Annotated in this window: 14 protein-coding genes; 6 read left to right on the top strand and 8 right to left on the bottom strand. The window is 47.5% G+C overall.

What is annotated here, in order from left to right; genetic code table 11:
* Positions 1-90: 90 nt before the first annotated feature.
* From JK130_RS10670 to JK130_RS10655, 4 genes are all read right to left on the bottom strand, one after another.
* Entirely contained in the window at positions 91-1,653 is a 1,563-nt protein-coding gene (locus JK130_RS10670; protein WP_218354304.1) for a sodium/sugar symporter, read from the bottom strand.
* Between the two features lie 49 nt (positions 1,654-1,702).
* Complete coding sequence (gene galK, locus JK130_RS10665; RefSeq protein WP_218354303.1) at positions 1,703-2,845, bottom strand: galactokinase; 1,143 nt, start codon at positions 2,843-2,845, stop codon at positions 1,703-1,705.
* Positions 2,835-3,890, bottom strand: a complete 1,056-nt coding sequence (locus JK130_RS10660) for a UDP-glucose--hexose-1-phosphate uridylyltransferase (protein ID WP_218354302.1) — start codon at positions 3,888-3,890, stop codon at positions 2,835-2,837. The genes galK and JK130_RS10660 overlap by 11 nt, the downstream gene beginning before the upstream one ends.
* A 115-nt stretch (positions 3,891-4,005) precedes the next feature.
* Positions 4,006-5,052 carry an aldose epimerase family protein gene (locus tag JK130_RS10655; RefSeq protein ID WP_218354301.1) on the bottom strand — a complete coding sequence of 349 codons (1,047 nt, stop codon included), beginning with the start codon at positions 5,050-5,052 and terminating at the stop codon, positions 4,006-4,008.
* A 298-nt stretch (positions 5,053-5,350) separates the two neighbouring features.
* On the opposite strand from JK130_RS10655, the gene JK130_RS10650 reads away from it, so the two are divergent.
* From JK130_RS10650 to JK130_RS10640, 3 genes are all read left to right on the top strand, one after another.
* A complete protein-coding gene (locus JK130_RS10650) occupies positions 5,351-6,352 on the top strand; it encodes a LacI family DNA-binding transcriptional regulator (protein WP_218354300.1) in 1,002 nt (333 codons plus the stop codon).
* An 85-nt stretch (positions 6,353-6,437) separates the two neighbouring features.
* Entirely contained in the window at positions 6,438-7,088 is a 651-nt protein-coding gene (locus JK130_RS16670) for an RDD family protein (protein ID WP_218354299.1), read from the top strand.
* Between the two features lie 100 nt (positions 7,089-7,188).
* The gene (locus JK130_RS10640) at positions 7,189-8,631 is read left to right on the top strand and encodes a M20/M25/M40 family metallo-hydrolase (protein ID WP_246587761.1); all 1,443 of its coding nucleotides are present in this window, start codon (positions 7,189-7,191) and stop codon (positions 8,629-8,631) included.
* Here the strand turns inward: JK130_RS10640 and JK130_RS10635 are convergent.
* From JK130_RS10635 to JK130_RS10625, 3 genes are all read right to left on the bottom strand, one after another.
* The gene (locus JK130_RS10635; RefSeq protein ID WP_218354298.1) at positions 8,625-9,527 is read right to left on the bottom strand and encodes an alpha/beta hydrolase; all 903 of its coding nucleotides are present in this window, start codon (positions 9,525-9,527) and stop codon (positions 8,625-8,627) included. The genes JK130_RS10640 and JK130_RS10635 overlap by 7 nt on opposite strands.
* Before the next feature lie 18 nt (positions 9,528-9,545).
* Entirely contained in the window at positions 9,546-10,169 is a 624-nt protein-coding gene (locus tag JK130_RS10630) for an HAD family hydrolase (protein WP_218354297.1), read from the bottom strand.
* A 67-nt stretch (positions 10,170-10,236) separates the two neighbouring features.
* A complete protein-coding gene (locus JK130_RS10625) occupies positions 10,237-11,583 on the bottom strand; it encodes an MFS transporter (RefSeq protein ID WP_218354296.1) in 1,347 nt (448 codons plus the stop codon).
* A gap of 173 nt (positions 11,584-11,756) precedes the next feature.
* On the opposite strand from JK130_RS10625, the gene uvrA reads away from it, so the two are divergent.
* From uvrA to JK130_RS10610, 3 genes are all read left to right on the top strand, one after another.
* A complete protein-coding gene (gene uvrA / locus JK130_RS10620; RefSeq protein WP_218354295.1) occupies positions 11,757-14,591 on the top strand; it encodes an excinuclease ABC subunit UvrA in 2,835 nt (944 codons plus the stop codon).
* A gap of 68 nt (positions 14,592-14,659) precedes the next feature.
* Positions 14,660-15,070: an acyl-CoA thioesterase gene (locus JK130_RS10615; RefSeq protein ID WP_218354294.1), complete on the top strand. Its 411-nt coding sequence runs from the start codon at positions 14,660-14,662 to the stop codon at positions 15,068-15,070.
* A 17-nt stretch (positions 15,071-15,087) separates the two neighbouring features.
* Positions 15,088-15,801, top strand: coding sequence for a 2OG-Fe(II) oxygenase (locus tag JK130_RS10610; RefSeq protein WP_218354293.1), 714 nt, complete (start codon positions 15,088-15,090; stop codon positions 15,799-15,801).
* Between the two features lie 4 nt (positions 15,802-15,805).
* On the opposite strand, the gene JK130_RS10605 is transcribed toward JK130_RS10610, so the two are convergent.
* Positions 15,806-16,639, bottom strand: coding sequence for a patatin-like phospholipase family protein (locus JK130_RS10605; protein WP_218354292.1), 834 nt, complete (start codon positions 16,637-16,639; stop codon positions 15,806-15,808).
* Positions 16,640-16,713 lie beyond the last annotated feature (74 nt).

Genomic DNA, 16,713 nt, shown 5'->3' with positions numbered 1-16,713 from the left:
GGACGAAAACACCTCCCTCCTAAAACAAATCTCAGGCAGCCATAATAAAAAACGCCGCAAATGCGGCGTTTTTTAAAGCTATCGGCAGCGCTACCACCAGGTAGCATAGAAAGCGATTAAAATTGCTATCACCGCCACAGACGACAAATTGAAGCTGGTGCGTGTCTTAAACTCCACTTCATTAATATTGACCGCCCGAGGATTATCACCTTGGTTTTGCACCAACGAAATAACAATCGCCAGCCCCGAGCATAATAAAAATACAATGCCTACACGGTCGATAAATGGAATGTCAGGTAAAAACAACCAGAACAACAAGCTAAAGACAAACGAGCCTAGTGCTGCGACTAACCCACCGGTTGCCGTCGTTTTTTTCCAGAACATACCCAAAATAAATAAGGCCACGATGCCCGGAGTAAAGAAGCCGGTAAATTCCTGAATATACTGAAATGCCTGGTCGAAGTTACCTAACAATGGCTTGGCAACTACCATCGCAATTATTAAAGAAACCAGGCTTACAATTCGTCCTACTGTCACATAGTGGTGCTGACTTTCATTGGGTTTACTATCACGATAAATATCCATAGTGAAAATAGTAGAAACACTGTTGGTCATAGAGGCAAGAGACGACACGATCGCCGCTACCAGAGCGGCAAAGATAAGGCCTTTGAGACCTACCGGCATCAGGGTCATCATTGACGGGTAAGCCTGGTCGGCTTTATCCAGGTCGGGCGACAAGATAACCGCGGCAATTCCTGGCAATACCACAATAAGGGGCATCATCAGTTTTAGGAATGCAGCAAATACAATACCTTTTTGTGCTTCCGCAAGATTTTTAGCCGCCAAAGTTCGCTGAATAATATATTGATTAAAGCCCCAGTAAGATAAGTTCATTATCCACATACCGCCAATAAGTACCGATATGCCTGGCAGGCTGTCATAATGTGAGCTGTCCTCAGACAAAATCATATCGAATTTTTCAGGTAAACGATTTGTTATCTCAACAAAGCCTTGCCATGCCCCATTTCCGTCACTAATCAGATTTAGTGTGGTGTAAGACAAAAATAAGCCTCCAATAACCAACAATACCACCTGAATAATGTCGGTCATGGCCACCGCTTTTAATCCGCCATATAGCGAATAAGCCAGTGAAAAAGCCCCCAGAAAAATCATTCCGTAGATTAAGTCAACACCTGCAATGGTATTGATGGCCAAGGCTCCGAGCCATAATACCGCCGTGAGGTTAACGAAGATATATACCCCAATCCAGAAGATAGCCATCACCTTTCGCACGCGGTGATCATAGCGCTGTTCCAGAAACTGCGGCATGGTATAAATTTTGTGTTTTAAAAATATCGGTAAAAAGAATTTACCCACAATAATAAGCGTGAGTGCAGCCATCCATTCGTACGATGCGATGGCAAGCCCTATTTGATAGCCCGAGCCTGACATGCCGATAATTTGCTCAGCCGATATATTGGCGGCAATCAGTGATGCGCCAATGGCCCACCATGGCAAGCTAGAGCCGGCTAAAAAGTAATCGTTAGTGTCTTTTGCGTGACCTTTTTTCTCGCGTGAAACCCAGCCGGCAATGCCAATAAGTGCAATAACGTAAATAACGAATACTGCGAGATCTAATGTCTCGATGTTCATAGTGTCCCTGCGATTTTATTGTTGTATTTTTTGATTTAGCCTACCGCGATCAGGCAAAAGCCCCCCGCTCTGCTGAGCACACGTAAATAGCAGCGGTTAGCCCAGTGTGACTATGATAAAAGTTATTGACCGTATCTGACACCTTTTCTACTAACTTTTTTGGAATCAGTGCTACCACGCAGCCTCCAAAGCCGCCCCCTGTCATTCTGACGCCTCCTTTGTCACCCACAACCTGAGCTATCTGCTCTACCAGAAAATCGATTTGCGGGACTGTAATTTCAAAGTCATCGCGCATAGAAACATGAGATTCAGCCATCACCTGGCTTACCTTGGCAATATCCCCCGCTTCTAATGCATCGAACATAGCAAGAGTACGGGCATTTTCAGTAATGACATGATGAGCTCGCTGGTACACAGTGTTTTTAAGCTCAGGCTTGTGCTGTTCTAATTGCTCTAACGTTGCATGGCGTAAGCTGGTCACCTGCAACACACCGGCTGCTTCTTCGCACTGCTCGCGGCGAATATTGTATTCACTATCGACCAAACCTCGTTTTACATTTGAGTTGATAATGACAATGGCAAGGTCGTCGGGTAATGTTGTATGTCGGTAGGTGAGGGCCTCACAATCAAGCAGCATAGCCTGATCTTCTCCCCCCAATGCGCTAACAAGCTGATCCATGATACCGCACGAACATCCCACAAAGTCGTTTTCTGCCTTTTGCCCTAACAACGCCGCTTCAACGCCTGTTAGTGATAAACCGTAAGCGTCGCTAAATGCCCGCAACAAGGCGATTTCGAATGAAGCTGACGAACTTAGCCCGGCGCCTTGCGGTACATTGCCGGTTATCATAAGACTCATGCCATTAATGTCGGGGTATGCCTGTTGCAGCATTTTTACCACCCCCCGTACATAGTTAGCCCAACTCTGATTATGATCGAACTGAATATCATCAAGGTTAAATGAATTTTCATTACCATTAATATCCATGGCTACCGCAACAACCTGATTATCGCTGCGTTTACATGCAGCAATCCAGGTTCCGAAGTTAATAGCTGCAGGAAAAACAAATCCGCCATTGTAATCGGTATGCTCGCCAATAAGATTAACCCGCCCCGGGGCGTGTACCGTTAAAGCTGCGGGTTGTCCAAAATGACTTAAAAACGCATCCTGTAATTCTTGCCTATTTAGCATTTGAGCGCGACTCCTTGTAATGAACACCAGGTTGAGCCTTAAGCCGTTCGGCGGCTTGTTCGGGGGTTAAATCGCGCTGGGCCTCGGCAAGCATTTCGTAGCCTACCATGAATTTTTTAACCTCTGCAGAGCGCAGTAACGGCGGAAAAAAGTGAGCATGCAAACCCCAGCCGCTATGCTCATCATTAGTTGCCGGGGCACTATGCCACCCCATCGAATAAGGAAACGAAGTAGTAAACAAGTTGTCATAGCAAATTGTAATCTGACCCACAATGTCAGCCAGACTTTGCTGTTGTTTTTCACTTAACTGAGTAATAGAGGCCACCTCAAAACGCGGTAATAATAATATTTCAAAGGGCCAGGCTGCCCAATACGGCACAATAGCCGCCCAATCGTCATTCAATCTGACCACCCGCTTCTGGGCGGTAATTTCACGCTCGACATAATCGGCCAGCAAGCTACGTTTATGCTGTGAAAAATACGCTTTAAATTGAGTCAGCTTTTTTTCAGCCTGAGTTGGCAGATGTTGCTGAGCCCATATTTGTCCATGGGGATGAGGATTAGAACACCCCATCGCTGCGCCTTTGTTCTCGAAAATTTGTACCCACTCATAGCGCTGCGATAACGCCTGCGCTTGCTCTACCCAGGTTTTAACCACCGAAGCTCGTTCAGAATTGGTGAGCTCTGGTAAGGTTTTGCTGTGATCCGGCGAAAAACATATTACTTTGCTACAGCCTTGTTCAGAATGCATTGAAAAGAGCGGATCGTCGTGGCGAGCCTCAGGGGTGTGTTCCTGCAATGCCGCAAAGTCGTTCTGAAATACAAAGGTAGATGAATAATCAGGGTTTTTTTCACCATTGATGCGAGTATTTCCGGGGCATAAATAGCATGCCGGGTCGTATTCAGGTTGCTCAGCTTGCGCCGGCGCTTCAGACTGACCCTGCCACGGCCTCTTGGCCCGATGGGGCGAGACCAAAACCCACTCACCTAATAAAGGATTGAACCGGCGGTGAGGGTGCTCAGTTGGATCGAAGTTAACGGTCATAAAATTCTCTTTCAATAGTTGTTGCAAACGATTTTCGTCGTAATTTCACACCCACGCTTAGGTAAACGATTACCCCTCACTCGTAGCACAATGGGTAATACCTGTTGGCTGTACCTTATAAGGTGCTGAATTTATACACTATCTGGTTTTCATATTTTTCGCCGGGTCGCAATACCGGGTTTGGGAACGCCGGCTGATTCGGGGCATCTGGAAACTGTTGAGGCTCCAGGGCGAAAGCCTCGCGGTCTTGATAGTACTCACCCTGTCGGTTTGGCCCGCACCCCGACAAATAATTTGCCGAATAAAACTGTACGCCCGGGCTGGTGGTGAAAAGCTCTAATATCCTTCCCGAATAAGGCTCAGTCACTGTAGCTATTGGCATGTTGCCATTGCGATACACATCGGGGATAACAAATGTATGATCGTAGCCATTACCCAATTTAAGCTGAGGGTGGGCCGCCTCTATTTGCCCGCCAATAGCACGCGGCTGACGAAAATCAAATGGCGAATCTGCGACGTGGGCTGGTGTTTGCTCTGGAATAAGCGCCGTGTCTACGGGTAAAAAATGTTCAGCTTTCAGCATAAGAGTGTGAGACATAGCCGTACCGCGCCCCGCCAAATTAAAATAGCTGTGTCCGGTCAGACTTACCGGTGTAGCCTGGTCGGTAGTGGCTTCCAGCAAAAGGCGAAGTTCGTTGTGATTATTTAATGTATAGGTTGCCGTTATTTCCAGATTACCCGGAAAACCGCCTTCTTTGTCCTGACTCGTCGTTGCCAGCTTTACCGAAGCTTCATCTGCAGTGCAGATGGGTGTCGCATGCCATAGTTTTTTGTGCACGCCGGCAACAGAACTATGTAATGTGTTATCACCTTCGTTATTATGTAGCGAAAAAAAACGTCCATCGAGCCAAAATCCTTTATTTCCTATACGGTTGGCATAGGGACCGACGATTGCTCCAAAACATGCATCATCGTTGATGTAGTCAGACAAATTACTAAGTCCCGCTACAACATTCGCTGTCACGCCGTGCTTGTCTGGAACTTCAAGCGCAGTAATAATGCCACCAAAGTTTGTAATACTCACTTGCATACCGTGGGTATTTTTCAGTGTAAACAAATCAACAGTTTCGGTGCCGATGGTTCCGAAATTTGATTTTGACACCGTACATCCGCTCGTTTTTTTATGATTCTGCAATGTTTCCTGCGCCATATTCACCTTCTGATTCGTCTGCAGACTTCACCATACTATGTAGGTTTTGAATTTCGATAAAGTGGTATACACTGACCGCCTAGGTTATACGTTTTCCCTGCTGGTGAAAAGCGTGAAATTAAGATTCTTTGCTAAAAAATAATTTTATAGGGAAAATTTTTTCCTGATACCCGGTTAATTTTTTATTGTTCGTGCTAACCTCCCTTTCGCCAATAACTTTTACTGTTTAAAAAGGATACCCGGACGTTTCATGGCTACCATTAAAGACATTGCTAATGCCGCTGGCGTTTCGCTGGCCACTGTGTCGCGCGTTATTAATAACGGGCCCAAAGTTGGGGATAAAACCCGCGAACGGGTCAAAAAAATTATGCTGGAAATGGGTTACCGGCCCAATGCAAATGCACGGGCATTGGTGACACAGAAAAGCGCCTCGCTAGGCGTAGTGATTGCCGAGCTTCTCGACCCCTTTTTTGCCACCCTGGCCCATGGCATCGAAACGGTTACCCGGCGACATAATGTTCAAATACTAATGAGCGCTGGCTCAATTGAGAAACAAACCGAGTTAAAGGCCATTGAAACCCTACTTGAACATCGGGTCGAAGCCATGGTTGTGCATAGTAAAGCCCTTGACGATGAGACACTTATTGAGTTTGCACGCCAGGTACCGGGGTTTGTGCTGATAAACCGGTATATTCCTGAAATTAGCCATCGCTGTGTGTGGTTGGACAATGTCACCGGCGGCCGTTTAATGGCCGAACACATGATAAAAAGCGGTCACAAAGATATCGCGGTAATAAGTAGTCGCTATCAAATTGTCGACCCTATTCAGCGTATTGAAGGTATTGAGCAAGCTTTCGCCCAGGCAGGTCTTACATTGCCAACAAGTCATATTGAATACGCCACCCCGGATCAGGAAGGCGGTGAAAAAGCGATGCAGAATCTGTTGGCAAAAAGCATCCCTTTTACCGGTGTGCTGGCTTACAACGATGCGATGGCCTCAGGCGCTATAACTATGCTGCAAGATCATCATGTAGATATACCCTCACAGGTTTCAATTATCGGCTATGACGATGTTCTGCTTGCCAAATATTGTCGCCCTAAGCTGACCACCTTGCGTTATCCGGTTGAAATGATGGCAGCAAAGGCCGCCGAACTGGCTTTGGCCTATGCGCGTGGCGAAAAGCCGCAAATGGGCAGCACCTATAAGTACACCCCGACTATTGTAAAACGTGAGTCGGTTGTTAATATTTAACCCAGGTTTCAAACCTTACAGGACTTTTGTTGGTCACCAGAGGTAAGGTACACTTATTAAACAATAAATAAGATAAAGGTGGCCTGTGACGTCTCCAAATTATACTGACTACTCGCTAGCCGAATTACGCGAAGCGCTGCTTGTTATCGACGCCGATGCTTACCCTGAACGCGCAGCTCAGTTAAAACAACGCATTAGCGAAGCGCAAGCTGCCCATCAGGAGCGTTTACAAAACGATGCTGAGCTTGACGAAATCAACGATATTCAGCGGTTTGCGGTAGCGCGCCGACGTGAACGTTTTGCCGCGGCGCTAATCGATATGCTCGTTAATGCGTTAGCCACCATCCCATTTTGGATTATTGCCTCCCCTCTGTTTCAACAGCTCAGCAATACTGAACAGAATGACTTGAGTGTCCTGACCCAGGCATTTTTCTGGGGGCTGGGTTACGGGATACTGATGTTTGTGATACTAAATGGCTATTTAATTGCGACCCGCGCCCAAACTATCGGTAAATATTTTTTAAATATTCAGGTGCAAACGTTAAACAGCCAGCCTGCCACATTCAGCCGCTATGTTTTCAGGCGCCACCTGCCCATTTTACTTGCCTATTCGTTGCCCGTAGTCGGTGCAGGTATCGCTTTGGTTGATATTCTGTTTATTTTTGGTAAACCCCGCCGGTGTTTGCATGACCATGTGGCCAACACCCAGGTAGGTTACATCGCGCAACCGAAGTAAGCCGTAAATAGTCAGAGGGTCATCGTATTAATGTTGCCCTTCAGCGCTGGATAACGTCACACTTAGGTTTTGGCATCTTATATTTGCAATAGGGATTTAAATGAAAATTAGTGTTCTCACTGTATCGATAGCAGGCTTAATGCTGTCGATGCTTATGGTTAATAAGGTTAGTCTTGCTGCTACCGGTCTTACCCAAACTCAAACCGAAACTTTGCAAACGCTGAAACAGCAAGCTTTGCAGGACGATCTTTCGTACCAGCTTATCGAGTCTTTAACTACCGAGGTAGGTGCCCGGCTGGTAGGCAGTGAAGGTGAAAAACGCTCAGTACAATGGGCGGTAGATAAAATGAAGTCGTTAGGTTTTGACAAAGTCTGGACCGAAGAAAGCGAAGCTCAGCTATGGCAACGTGGTGATATGCGCGCACAAATATCCAGCCCCTTTCCGCATTCAGTCGCGGCGCTGGCTTTGGGCAATAGTGTAGGTACTAATGGTAAAACCCTAAAAGCAGAAGTAGTAGAGTTTGCTGATTTGGCAGCACTTAAAGCGGCTTCAGAAGATGAACTGGAAGGTAAAATTGCGTTTATTTCCTACAAAATGGAGCGTCATAAAGACGGTCATGGTTATGGAAAAGCAGTGGGCGCACGCGTTGTTGGTGCTTCTGAAGCAGCTAAAAAAGGCGCGGTTGCCTTTATCATGCGTTCGGTGGGAACCGACTCAAACAAATTCGCGCATACCGGGGTTTCTCGCTATACCGAAGGCGTTAAAAAAATTCCGGCGGTAGCCATTTCTAATCCTGATGCCGACTTGCTGCAAAATGCTTTGAAACGCGGCAAGCCAGTCACTTTTTCGTTAACAACGAATGCCAGTGGCCCTACGGGCGAAACAACAACAATAGCTAATGTTATCGGTGAAGTTACTGGCAGTAAGATGCCTGAACAGCTGGTCACACTAGGCGCTCACCTGGACAGCTGGGATGTGGGCACCGGTGCAATAGACGATGGAATTGGTGTGGGTATTACCATGGCAGCAGGTCATTATATTGCTACGCTCAAACAACGCCCTGCCCGCACCCTAAGAGTGATTTTGTTTGCGGCCGAAGAAGTTGGACTTTTAGGCGCAAAAGACTATGTAAAACAACACAAAGATGAGATGAGTCAGCATGTTATCGGCGCCGAGTGGGACTTTGGTAATGGTAAAATTTATGAATTAGAACCGGGAATTAATCCTGATGCATTGCCTGCCATGTCGGCCTTTGCCAAAGAACTGGCATCACTTGGCGTAACTATGGCTGACACCAATACCGCCAAGGGGCAGTCGGATATGAGCGCACTGGGTGAAGCGGGCCAGCCGGCGGTAAACTTTAACCCTGATGGCAGCGACTATTTTGACTTTCACCACACCCGTAACGATACATTAGATAAGGTTGACCAGGAAGCATTGAAAACCAACACCGCCATTTATACTATGTTTGCTTTCTTCGCGACCTCGACCCCCACTGAGTTTCGTCACTCGCCCAGCACCAATAACAGCGATAGTCAGTAACCTGGGTATTGTTCGAAAGAGTTTAAAAACTCTCGATATCGGGGCACTACTTTGTAGTGCTCCATATTTTCGGCATGCCGGGCGCCCGGAACAATAATAATTTCCTTATTGTAGCTTGGCGACACATCATACAGCTCCCGACCAAATGAAACCGGGGTCAGCTCATCGTCGCGGCCTGCCAGTATCAACAGCGGGCCATGGTAATTGCGTATATAATCCGCGTTATCCACCATTGCCAGGTCTGCCGATACGGCGAGGTAGGTGAAGTACTTAGTCCACTCTGGCACCATATTTTGAGCCACATCAGTAATACGATTAACGGCGCCATCAAGTACTAGCCCATCGACTTCGCGCACCGATGCCACATAACTGGCTAAAATGCTGCCCATAGCCATACCATGCACTACCGTGGGTAACGTTTCGGGAAAAACGCTGTGTCCGTAGTCATAAACCTGCAATGCATCGGCTTTGATATTAGCCATGCGCATGCCTGAGGCTTTTTGACTGGCGCCCATCCCCTGATAATCTACCCATAAAATATTAGCGGGCAACTTGCCAAATCGATGGACCAAGCCTGACGATTTTGAAATCGTCGTTCCATTGCCTCCAAAAAAGACAATATTGACCACAGGGTTCGGGTACGAAACTGCGATGCCTTTAAGCTCTACGCCCTGCGCATTAGTCAGCTCGACCGAAGTTATCGAAACTTCTGCTTCATCGCGGTTAACCCGCTGATGGAGCTGAGTGGTATCAATTGGCGTGACTTTATTGTCCTGATGCACAAAGGTGGCCGTGCTTACATCAATAGCACAGCCGCCCATTATCAAAAGCATAAATGCTCCGGCCAGGCGAGAAATATAAACATTTCCCATTGTCTGTCGCACGGTACGCTGCATAGTTACTGACCAAACTTATTATTGTGACGTGTCATAGCATTTTGAAGATGTGTGGGGTATTTGAATAACGCCGCCGCGTACTAAAAAGCAATCCATATTCGCCCGCCGTGCTGCTTGCTGACCAATTTGAGTGTCCTCAAATACCACGCAGTGTTCGGGCGCTACGCCCAGATGCTTAGCAACCGTCAAAAAGGTTTCCGGGTGCGGTTTGCCCTGCTTCACATCACTTGAGGTGACCAGTACGTCAATACGCTCTAACAAGCCATGGTAAGTCAACAGCTCTTCAGCCTGACTGCGGCCTGCACCAGTGCCTACTCCAATTTTCATCGAGGGACGGTAGTATTCAAATACTTCCATGGTTTGTTCAATAAGCGTGGGGTTATGATCCAGCTTTGACCAGGCATCACTTTTGTAGCGGGCCACCGCTTCAGGAGAATGATCTAACTGGTATTTCTCGTTCAACATTTCTACCGTCGCGATACTGGGTACGCCCCCAAGGCTATGCAAGTATTCCCGGTCAAACGGGTAATCATAGTGTTCACAGGTTTGCTGCCACGCTTTAATATGAGAGCCCATTGAATCAAGCAATGTGCCATCCATATCAAACACAATTCCCTGATACTGAGATAAATCTACTTTCATGAAAACCCTTAGTCTTGCACAAACTGCTGTATGAATAACTTGCTTTTATGCTACAGACAATCGTCGATTAATGTTCAAAATGGCGCAGTGTTTCGGTCGCTTTTATGTGGTCGAAGTCGCGATTTACCTTCAGGTATACCACACCTTCTAATGCGTTGGTCTGACTTTCTTCCACCCCGGTTAATTGGGCCAGGGCAACCTCTAACTCTACTTCACGGTTAATCGCCACCGTCGTATGTAAAGCCACGCGTTTCAGACGTGACACCTCCCGCAATCCCGCTAAAACCCACAGCCAGATAACGGCGGCTACAGCCCCGACACCATACGCCGCGGCCGCGCTGAAGTAATCGCTTACTAACCCCGCAGAAACGCCTCCCAGGAATGCCCCAAAGAACTGAAAGCTGGCATACAGCCCCATGGCGGTTCCTTTGCTGCCCGCAGGGGCAATGCTGGAGACCAACGCGGGAAAGCTGGCTTCTAAATAATTAAAGCCGGTAAAAAACATAATAACTGCGGTTACAACCAGCCATTGATTGCCGTCGTTGTAGGCCAGCAGCGTAAATGCCAAGGCCATAAATACTGCCGCCAGCAATACCAGATATCGGGGCATTCTGCCCCGGGCCATGCCCATCATAACAATAAGGCCCAGTATCGAGGCTGCCAACACCGGCAAATACAGTTGCCAATGACTTTCAAGCGTCATATCAAAATGCACCAGCGTCAATGGCAATTGCACAAACAACAAGGTAATCATCATATGCAATACCATCACACTGATATTCAGGCGCCACAGTTGCGATGAGAAGATTAATTGTTGAAGCTGACCTGCACGGGGCAGCACATCGGCGCTATTAAACATGACCACGGTAGGCACTGCCCACTGAATAAGTGGCATACAACACAACGCAAATAAGCCGGTTAAAGCAAAGACTCCGGTCAGTCCCCATTGCTTTGCAATAAGCGGCCCGACCAACACAGCCAGGTAAAAAGAAAAACCAATTGCGATACCAATGACCGCCATAACCTTGGCCCGCTGGCTTTCACGGCTGACATCGGTGGCCAGAGCCATAATAGCGCCGGCGATAGCGCCTGCGCCCTGAAGAATTCGGCCCACCACCATGATGGTCAGGCTATCAGCCGCCGCAGCGACAAAGCTGCCCAAAGCAAAAATGCTCAGGCCCAATAGAATTACTGGTTTTCGGCCCCAGCGGTCTGACAACATGCCCATAGGAATTTGTAAGGCAGCCTGGGTCAGACCATAACCTCCTATGGCCAAGCCAACCAACACCGCAGAGTAGTCAGGATAGTCCATAGCAGCAACAGCCAGCACCGGCATTACCATGAATAATCCCATCATTCGCAACACATAAACCAGTGCCAGAGTGAGGGCCGCACGTAACTCTATCGCGTTCAAAACCTTACCATTCCCCTGCATTTAATAAGCTGCAAAGTGTACCATAAATTCTGCCTGCGCCTATTGGACGATTACCCCTTCAAGGTGATCTGCACAGGGCTGCAGGCGTAACTAAAGATTATTTTCAAGACTCAGTATGGCATACTGGATCTTTTGGCAATTGATGGGTTTCAATGGATAAAATCGAAATACGTGGTGCCCGCACCCACAATCTGAAGAATGTCGATTTAACAATTCCCAGAGACAAACTGGTGGTGATCACCGGGTTATCTGGTTCGGGAAAATCCTCCCTCGCTTTCGATACGCTGTATGCGGAAGGCCAGCGCCGGTATGTTGAGTCTCTGTCGGCCTACGCTCGGCAATTTTTATCAATGATGGAAAAACCCGATGTGGATCATATCGAAGGGCTGTCTCCAGCCATTTCTATCGAACAAAAATCCACCTCGCACAATCCACGTTCTACTGTGGGTACCATCACCGAAATTTATGATTATTTGCGCCTGATGTTTGCCCGGGTAGGTACACCACGCTGCCCGACTCACGATGTACCGCTGGATGCACAGACCATCAGTCAGATGGTAGATAAAGTACTGGCAATGCCTGAAGGCTCAAAGCTAATGTTGTTGGCCCCGGTTATCTCAGACCGAAAGGGCGAGCATGTCAAAATGCTGCAGAACCTGGCCGCTCAGGGATTTATTCGTGCCCGAATTGATGGTGAAGTGTGCGATCTTTCCGATCCTCCAGAGCTCGATTTACATAAAAAACACACCATTGAAGTTGTGGTGGACCGCTTCAAAGTACGCGAAGATTTGCAGCTCAGACTGGCAGAGTCTTTCGAAACCGCACTGGAGCTGTCAGGTGGCAATGCAAAAATTGCTGACATGGACGACCCCAACGCTTTAGAGACGGTGTTTTCTGCCAACTTTGCCTGCCCTCACTGTGGTTACAGTATTAGCGAACTCGAACCGCGCCTGTTTTCCTTTAATAACCCGGCGGGTGCGTGTCCAACCTGTGACGGTTTGGGCACCCGACAATTTTTTGATCCCACCCGAATTTTGACAAACGATGAACTAAGTTTATCCGGAGGCGCTATTCGCGGCTGGGACAAACGCAGCTATTATTATTTTCAGATGCTGCAGGCCGTAGCCGACCATTATGATTTTGATTTAACCAAGCCTTTTGGAGAATTACCCCCCAAAGCCAAGGATATAGTGCTGTATGGTTCAAAGGGCAAATCGCTGAAGTTCAAATACATCAATGACCGCGGCGACATTATGGAGCGTAAGCACCCATTTGAAGGCGTTATTCCAAATATGGAACGGCGTTATCGGGAAACCGAGTCAAATGCCGTACGTGATGAGCTCGCCAAATATCTTGCCCAGCAGCCGTGTAATAGCTGTGGAGGGTCGCGTTTGCGCGAAGAATCGCGTAATGTTTTCATTCAAAATACGAACTTACCCAAAATCGCTGATATGTCGATTGCCGGTGCATTTGAATTTTTCGAATCATTGGATTTGCCCGGCCAGAAAGGTCAGATTGCAGAAAAAATTCTTAAAGAAATTCAGGACCGGCTGAGCTTTCTGATCAATGTGGGCCTTAATTACTTAAGCTTGTCACGCAGCGCCGATACGTTGTCTGGCGGTGAAGCGCAGCGTATTCGTCTGGCCAGCCAAATTGGCGCGGGCCTCGTGGGCGTAATGTACGTACTGGATGAGCCTTCTATTGGCTTACATCAGCGCGACAATGAGCGGCTTTTAAAAACCCTTACCCGATTACGCGACCTGGGCAATACCGTGTTGGTGGTTGAGCATGACGAAGACGCCATTCGTGAAGCAGACTATGTGATTGATATTGGGCCGGGAGCCGGCACGCACGGTGGAGAAATTATTGCAGCGGGCTCACTGGATGATATACTAAATTGTGAAGACTCACTTACCGGGAAATACCTTTCAGGTCGAGAGAGAATTGAAGTTCCGGAACAGCGAAACCCGCCTCAAAAAGACAAGTGGGTAACCCTGGAAGGCGCTACGGGCAATAATTTGCAGGATGTTACCCTGGCAATACCCGCAGGGCTGATGACCTGTGTTACCGGCGTATCGGGTTCAGGCAAATCAACTCTGATAAACGATACGTTCTACCGTATAGCCCAACGCGAGCTAAACAATGCCACCGCGAATGAACCCGCTGCTCATAAAAGCATGTCAGGCTTAGACTTGCTCGACAAAGTGGTCGATATTGATCAAAGCCCTATCGGGCGCACGCCTCGCTCTAACCCGGCTACTTACGCTGGCATATTCACACCAATTCGTGAACTGTTTGCAGGCACTCAGGAAGCCCGCTCACGTGGGTACAAACCCGGGCGGTTTAGCTTTAATGTTAAAGGCGGTCGTTGCGAAGCCTGTCAGGGTGATGGGGTTATTAAGGTAGAAATGCACTTTTTACCCGATGTGTATGTGCCTTGCGATGTTTGTAAGGGCAAGCGCTATAACCGTGAAACCCTCGAAATACAGTACAAAGGGCAAAATATTAATGAAGTGCTAAGTATGACGGTAGAAGAAGCCAGACAGTTTTTTGACCCTATTCCGTCTATTGCCCGAAAACTGCAAACTCTGACCGATGTTGGCTTGGCGTATATCAAGCTGGGACAGGCGGCCACCACCCTTTCTGGCGGTGAAGCTCAACGGGTGAAACTGGCGCGGGAATTGTCAAAACGCGATACCGGGCAAACTTTATATATTTTAGATGAGCCGACAACTGGCTTGCACTTTGCCGACATCAAACAGTTGCTGGCCGTATTGCATCGTTTGCGCGACCATGGCAACACAGTGGTGGTAATCGAACATAACCTTGATGTAATAAAAACCGCCGACTGGATTGTTGATTTGGGCCCCGAAGGTGGTTCAGGGGGAGGCTTAATTATTGCCGAAGGTACCCCTGAAGAAGTGGCTGAAGTTGAAGCTTCCCATACGGGGCGTTTCTTGAAGCCGCTGCTTGAACAACAACGCTGATATTGACCCTATTGCCCGCCATGCTATGGTGGGCAAACCCTTATAACGATTAATTAACAAGTTGTATAATGTCTGAAAACTTGCCTTTAGAAACTACTTTTGATGTACGCTTTTGCGAAACCGATGCATTGGGTCATGTGGGCAATACCGCTCTGGTGCAATGGTTTGAAGCAGGCCGGGATCCCATCTTTCGCTTTTTTACCCCAGAGCTGGACTTAACGAACTGGCCTTTAATTCTGGCCAGCTATCATGTCGACTTTCATGCCCAGTTATTTTACGGCAAACCGGTTACTATCAAGACGTTTATCAGCCGGGTCGGTAAAAGTTCTTTTGAAACGTTACAAGAAGCCTGGCAAAACGATGTGAAATGCGCCACCGGTACCACAACTCTGGTGCACTTCGATTTTAAAAGCCAGCGTTCTGCCCCCATTTCAGATGCTGTCAAAAATGAGTTAATGGCGCATTTCAAAGAAAAATAAGTTAGGAAGTAATAAGCATGTACGGTGAAAAAACCGATTTTATCGAAGTAATTGAGGATGTTTTGCCGCGCTCGTTGTGTCAGGACATTATTACTCAGTTTGACCAAAGTCCAAATTTGGTCGCCGGTAAAACCGGCGGCGGTATCGATCTTGATAAAAAGCGTAGCGTTGATGTCTCGTTTAGTGACAACAATGAATTTGCGCCTTTATTTAAACCCGTCATGGAGAAGACCGGAAACGCACTACTTAGCTATATCGAAAAATATTTTTTCGCGCTGGTAGGCCCTATCGGACTTACAGTTCGCCATCCTGAAACCGGCGAGCCGGTCAAACTTACGGGCCAAAATTTTGAAGAAGTAGGTAAACCCAATTTACCCAACCTTTTAAATTACCTGTTTCGGGTAGGCGAGATTAACGCTCAGCGTTACACGGCAGGCGAAGGCGGTTATCCCTACTGGCATTCAGAAGTGTTTCCACAACTGCCCCACAATGAAGCTCTGCATCGTACCCTGCTGTTTATGTATTACCTTAACGATGTGGAAGAAGGGGGAGAAACCGACTTTTATTATCAGAACCGGTCAATCAAACCCAAAGCCGGCACTATGGTTATTGCACCTGCGTACTTTACACATACCCATCGTGGGCAGGTGCCAAAGAGTAACGATAAGTACATTTTGACTTCGTGGCTTTTATTTAGCCGTGCAGAGCATATTTATACACCCGAACAATAATTGTCTATGCTGCGCGTCGAGCCCGTCTGAGCATACGTAGCGCAGCAATTTTTCCATGCTTATAACCGCGATCAAGTTTGTGGCGGTCCATGGTCAGCCTTTTTACATTAAATCCGGCGGGTGGGGCGATAATGTTTAACTGCAAATCGGCAGGCGGATTTTGCAAAAACGCTAAGGTATCGTTATAGATCTGCGGACGCTGTAACAAAGTGTAAAGTAAGGCCGGTTGATGACCATAAAGCTTTTCAAGCAACCAACCCGAATGCGTCGACGGTTTAGAAAATCCTAATGGCTGCGATAATACTACCGTAATTTCCCGAGCTCCCATTTCGTAGGCTTTGCGTACCGGAATTGAGTCGCCTACTCCACCGTCGACATAACGATGATCACCAATTTGAGGCTGATCGCGGTAAGCGACAGGAATAGAACACGAGGCTACCATCAGGTCATTAATATTGTCGGCGTTTGCCCGTAAATAATCACATTTACCTGTGTCTACATTGGTAACACCCACATAGACAGGTAACGTACCTTCTCGTTGAGAGCCCTGTTGGTCAAGTTGCGCCCGGGCCTGATGCCACAACCAGTGAACGTCGGTCATATGACCGCCGCGAATAAAGCGCAGCGGGCTAAAAAATTCACGTCGCGTTGCATAGTCGGTAATAAGCTTACGACTAAGACCCGGAATGCCAGCTGCGAAAGTAGATAAGTTAGTCGCTCCGGCCGACACACCAATAGCGTAGTCGAACATACACCCCTTGGACAAAAAGACATCCAGCACACCAGCGGCAAAAATACCGCGCATAGCGCCGCCTTCAACTACCAATGCTTTTTTCATGAGTTTTCCCTCGCCGGATTGTTTGAAGTATTTACACTTCGCAGTTACAAAACCCGGGCAAACAGGAAAAAATC

The sequence above is a fragment of the Alteromonas lipotrueiana genome (assembly GCF_019249245.1).
Lineage (GTDB): Bacteria > Pseudomonadota > Gammaproteobacteria > Enterobacterales > Alteromonadaceae > Alteromonas > Alteromonas lipotrueiana.
The sequence above is the reverse complement of the archived record's forward strand: the minus strand, read 5'-3'. Positions and strand labels throughout refer to the sequence as shown.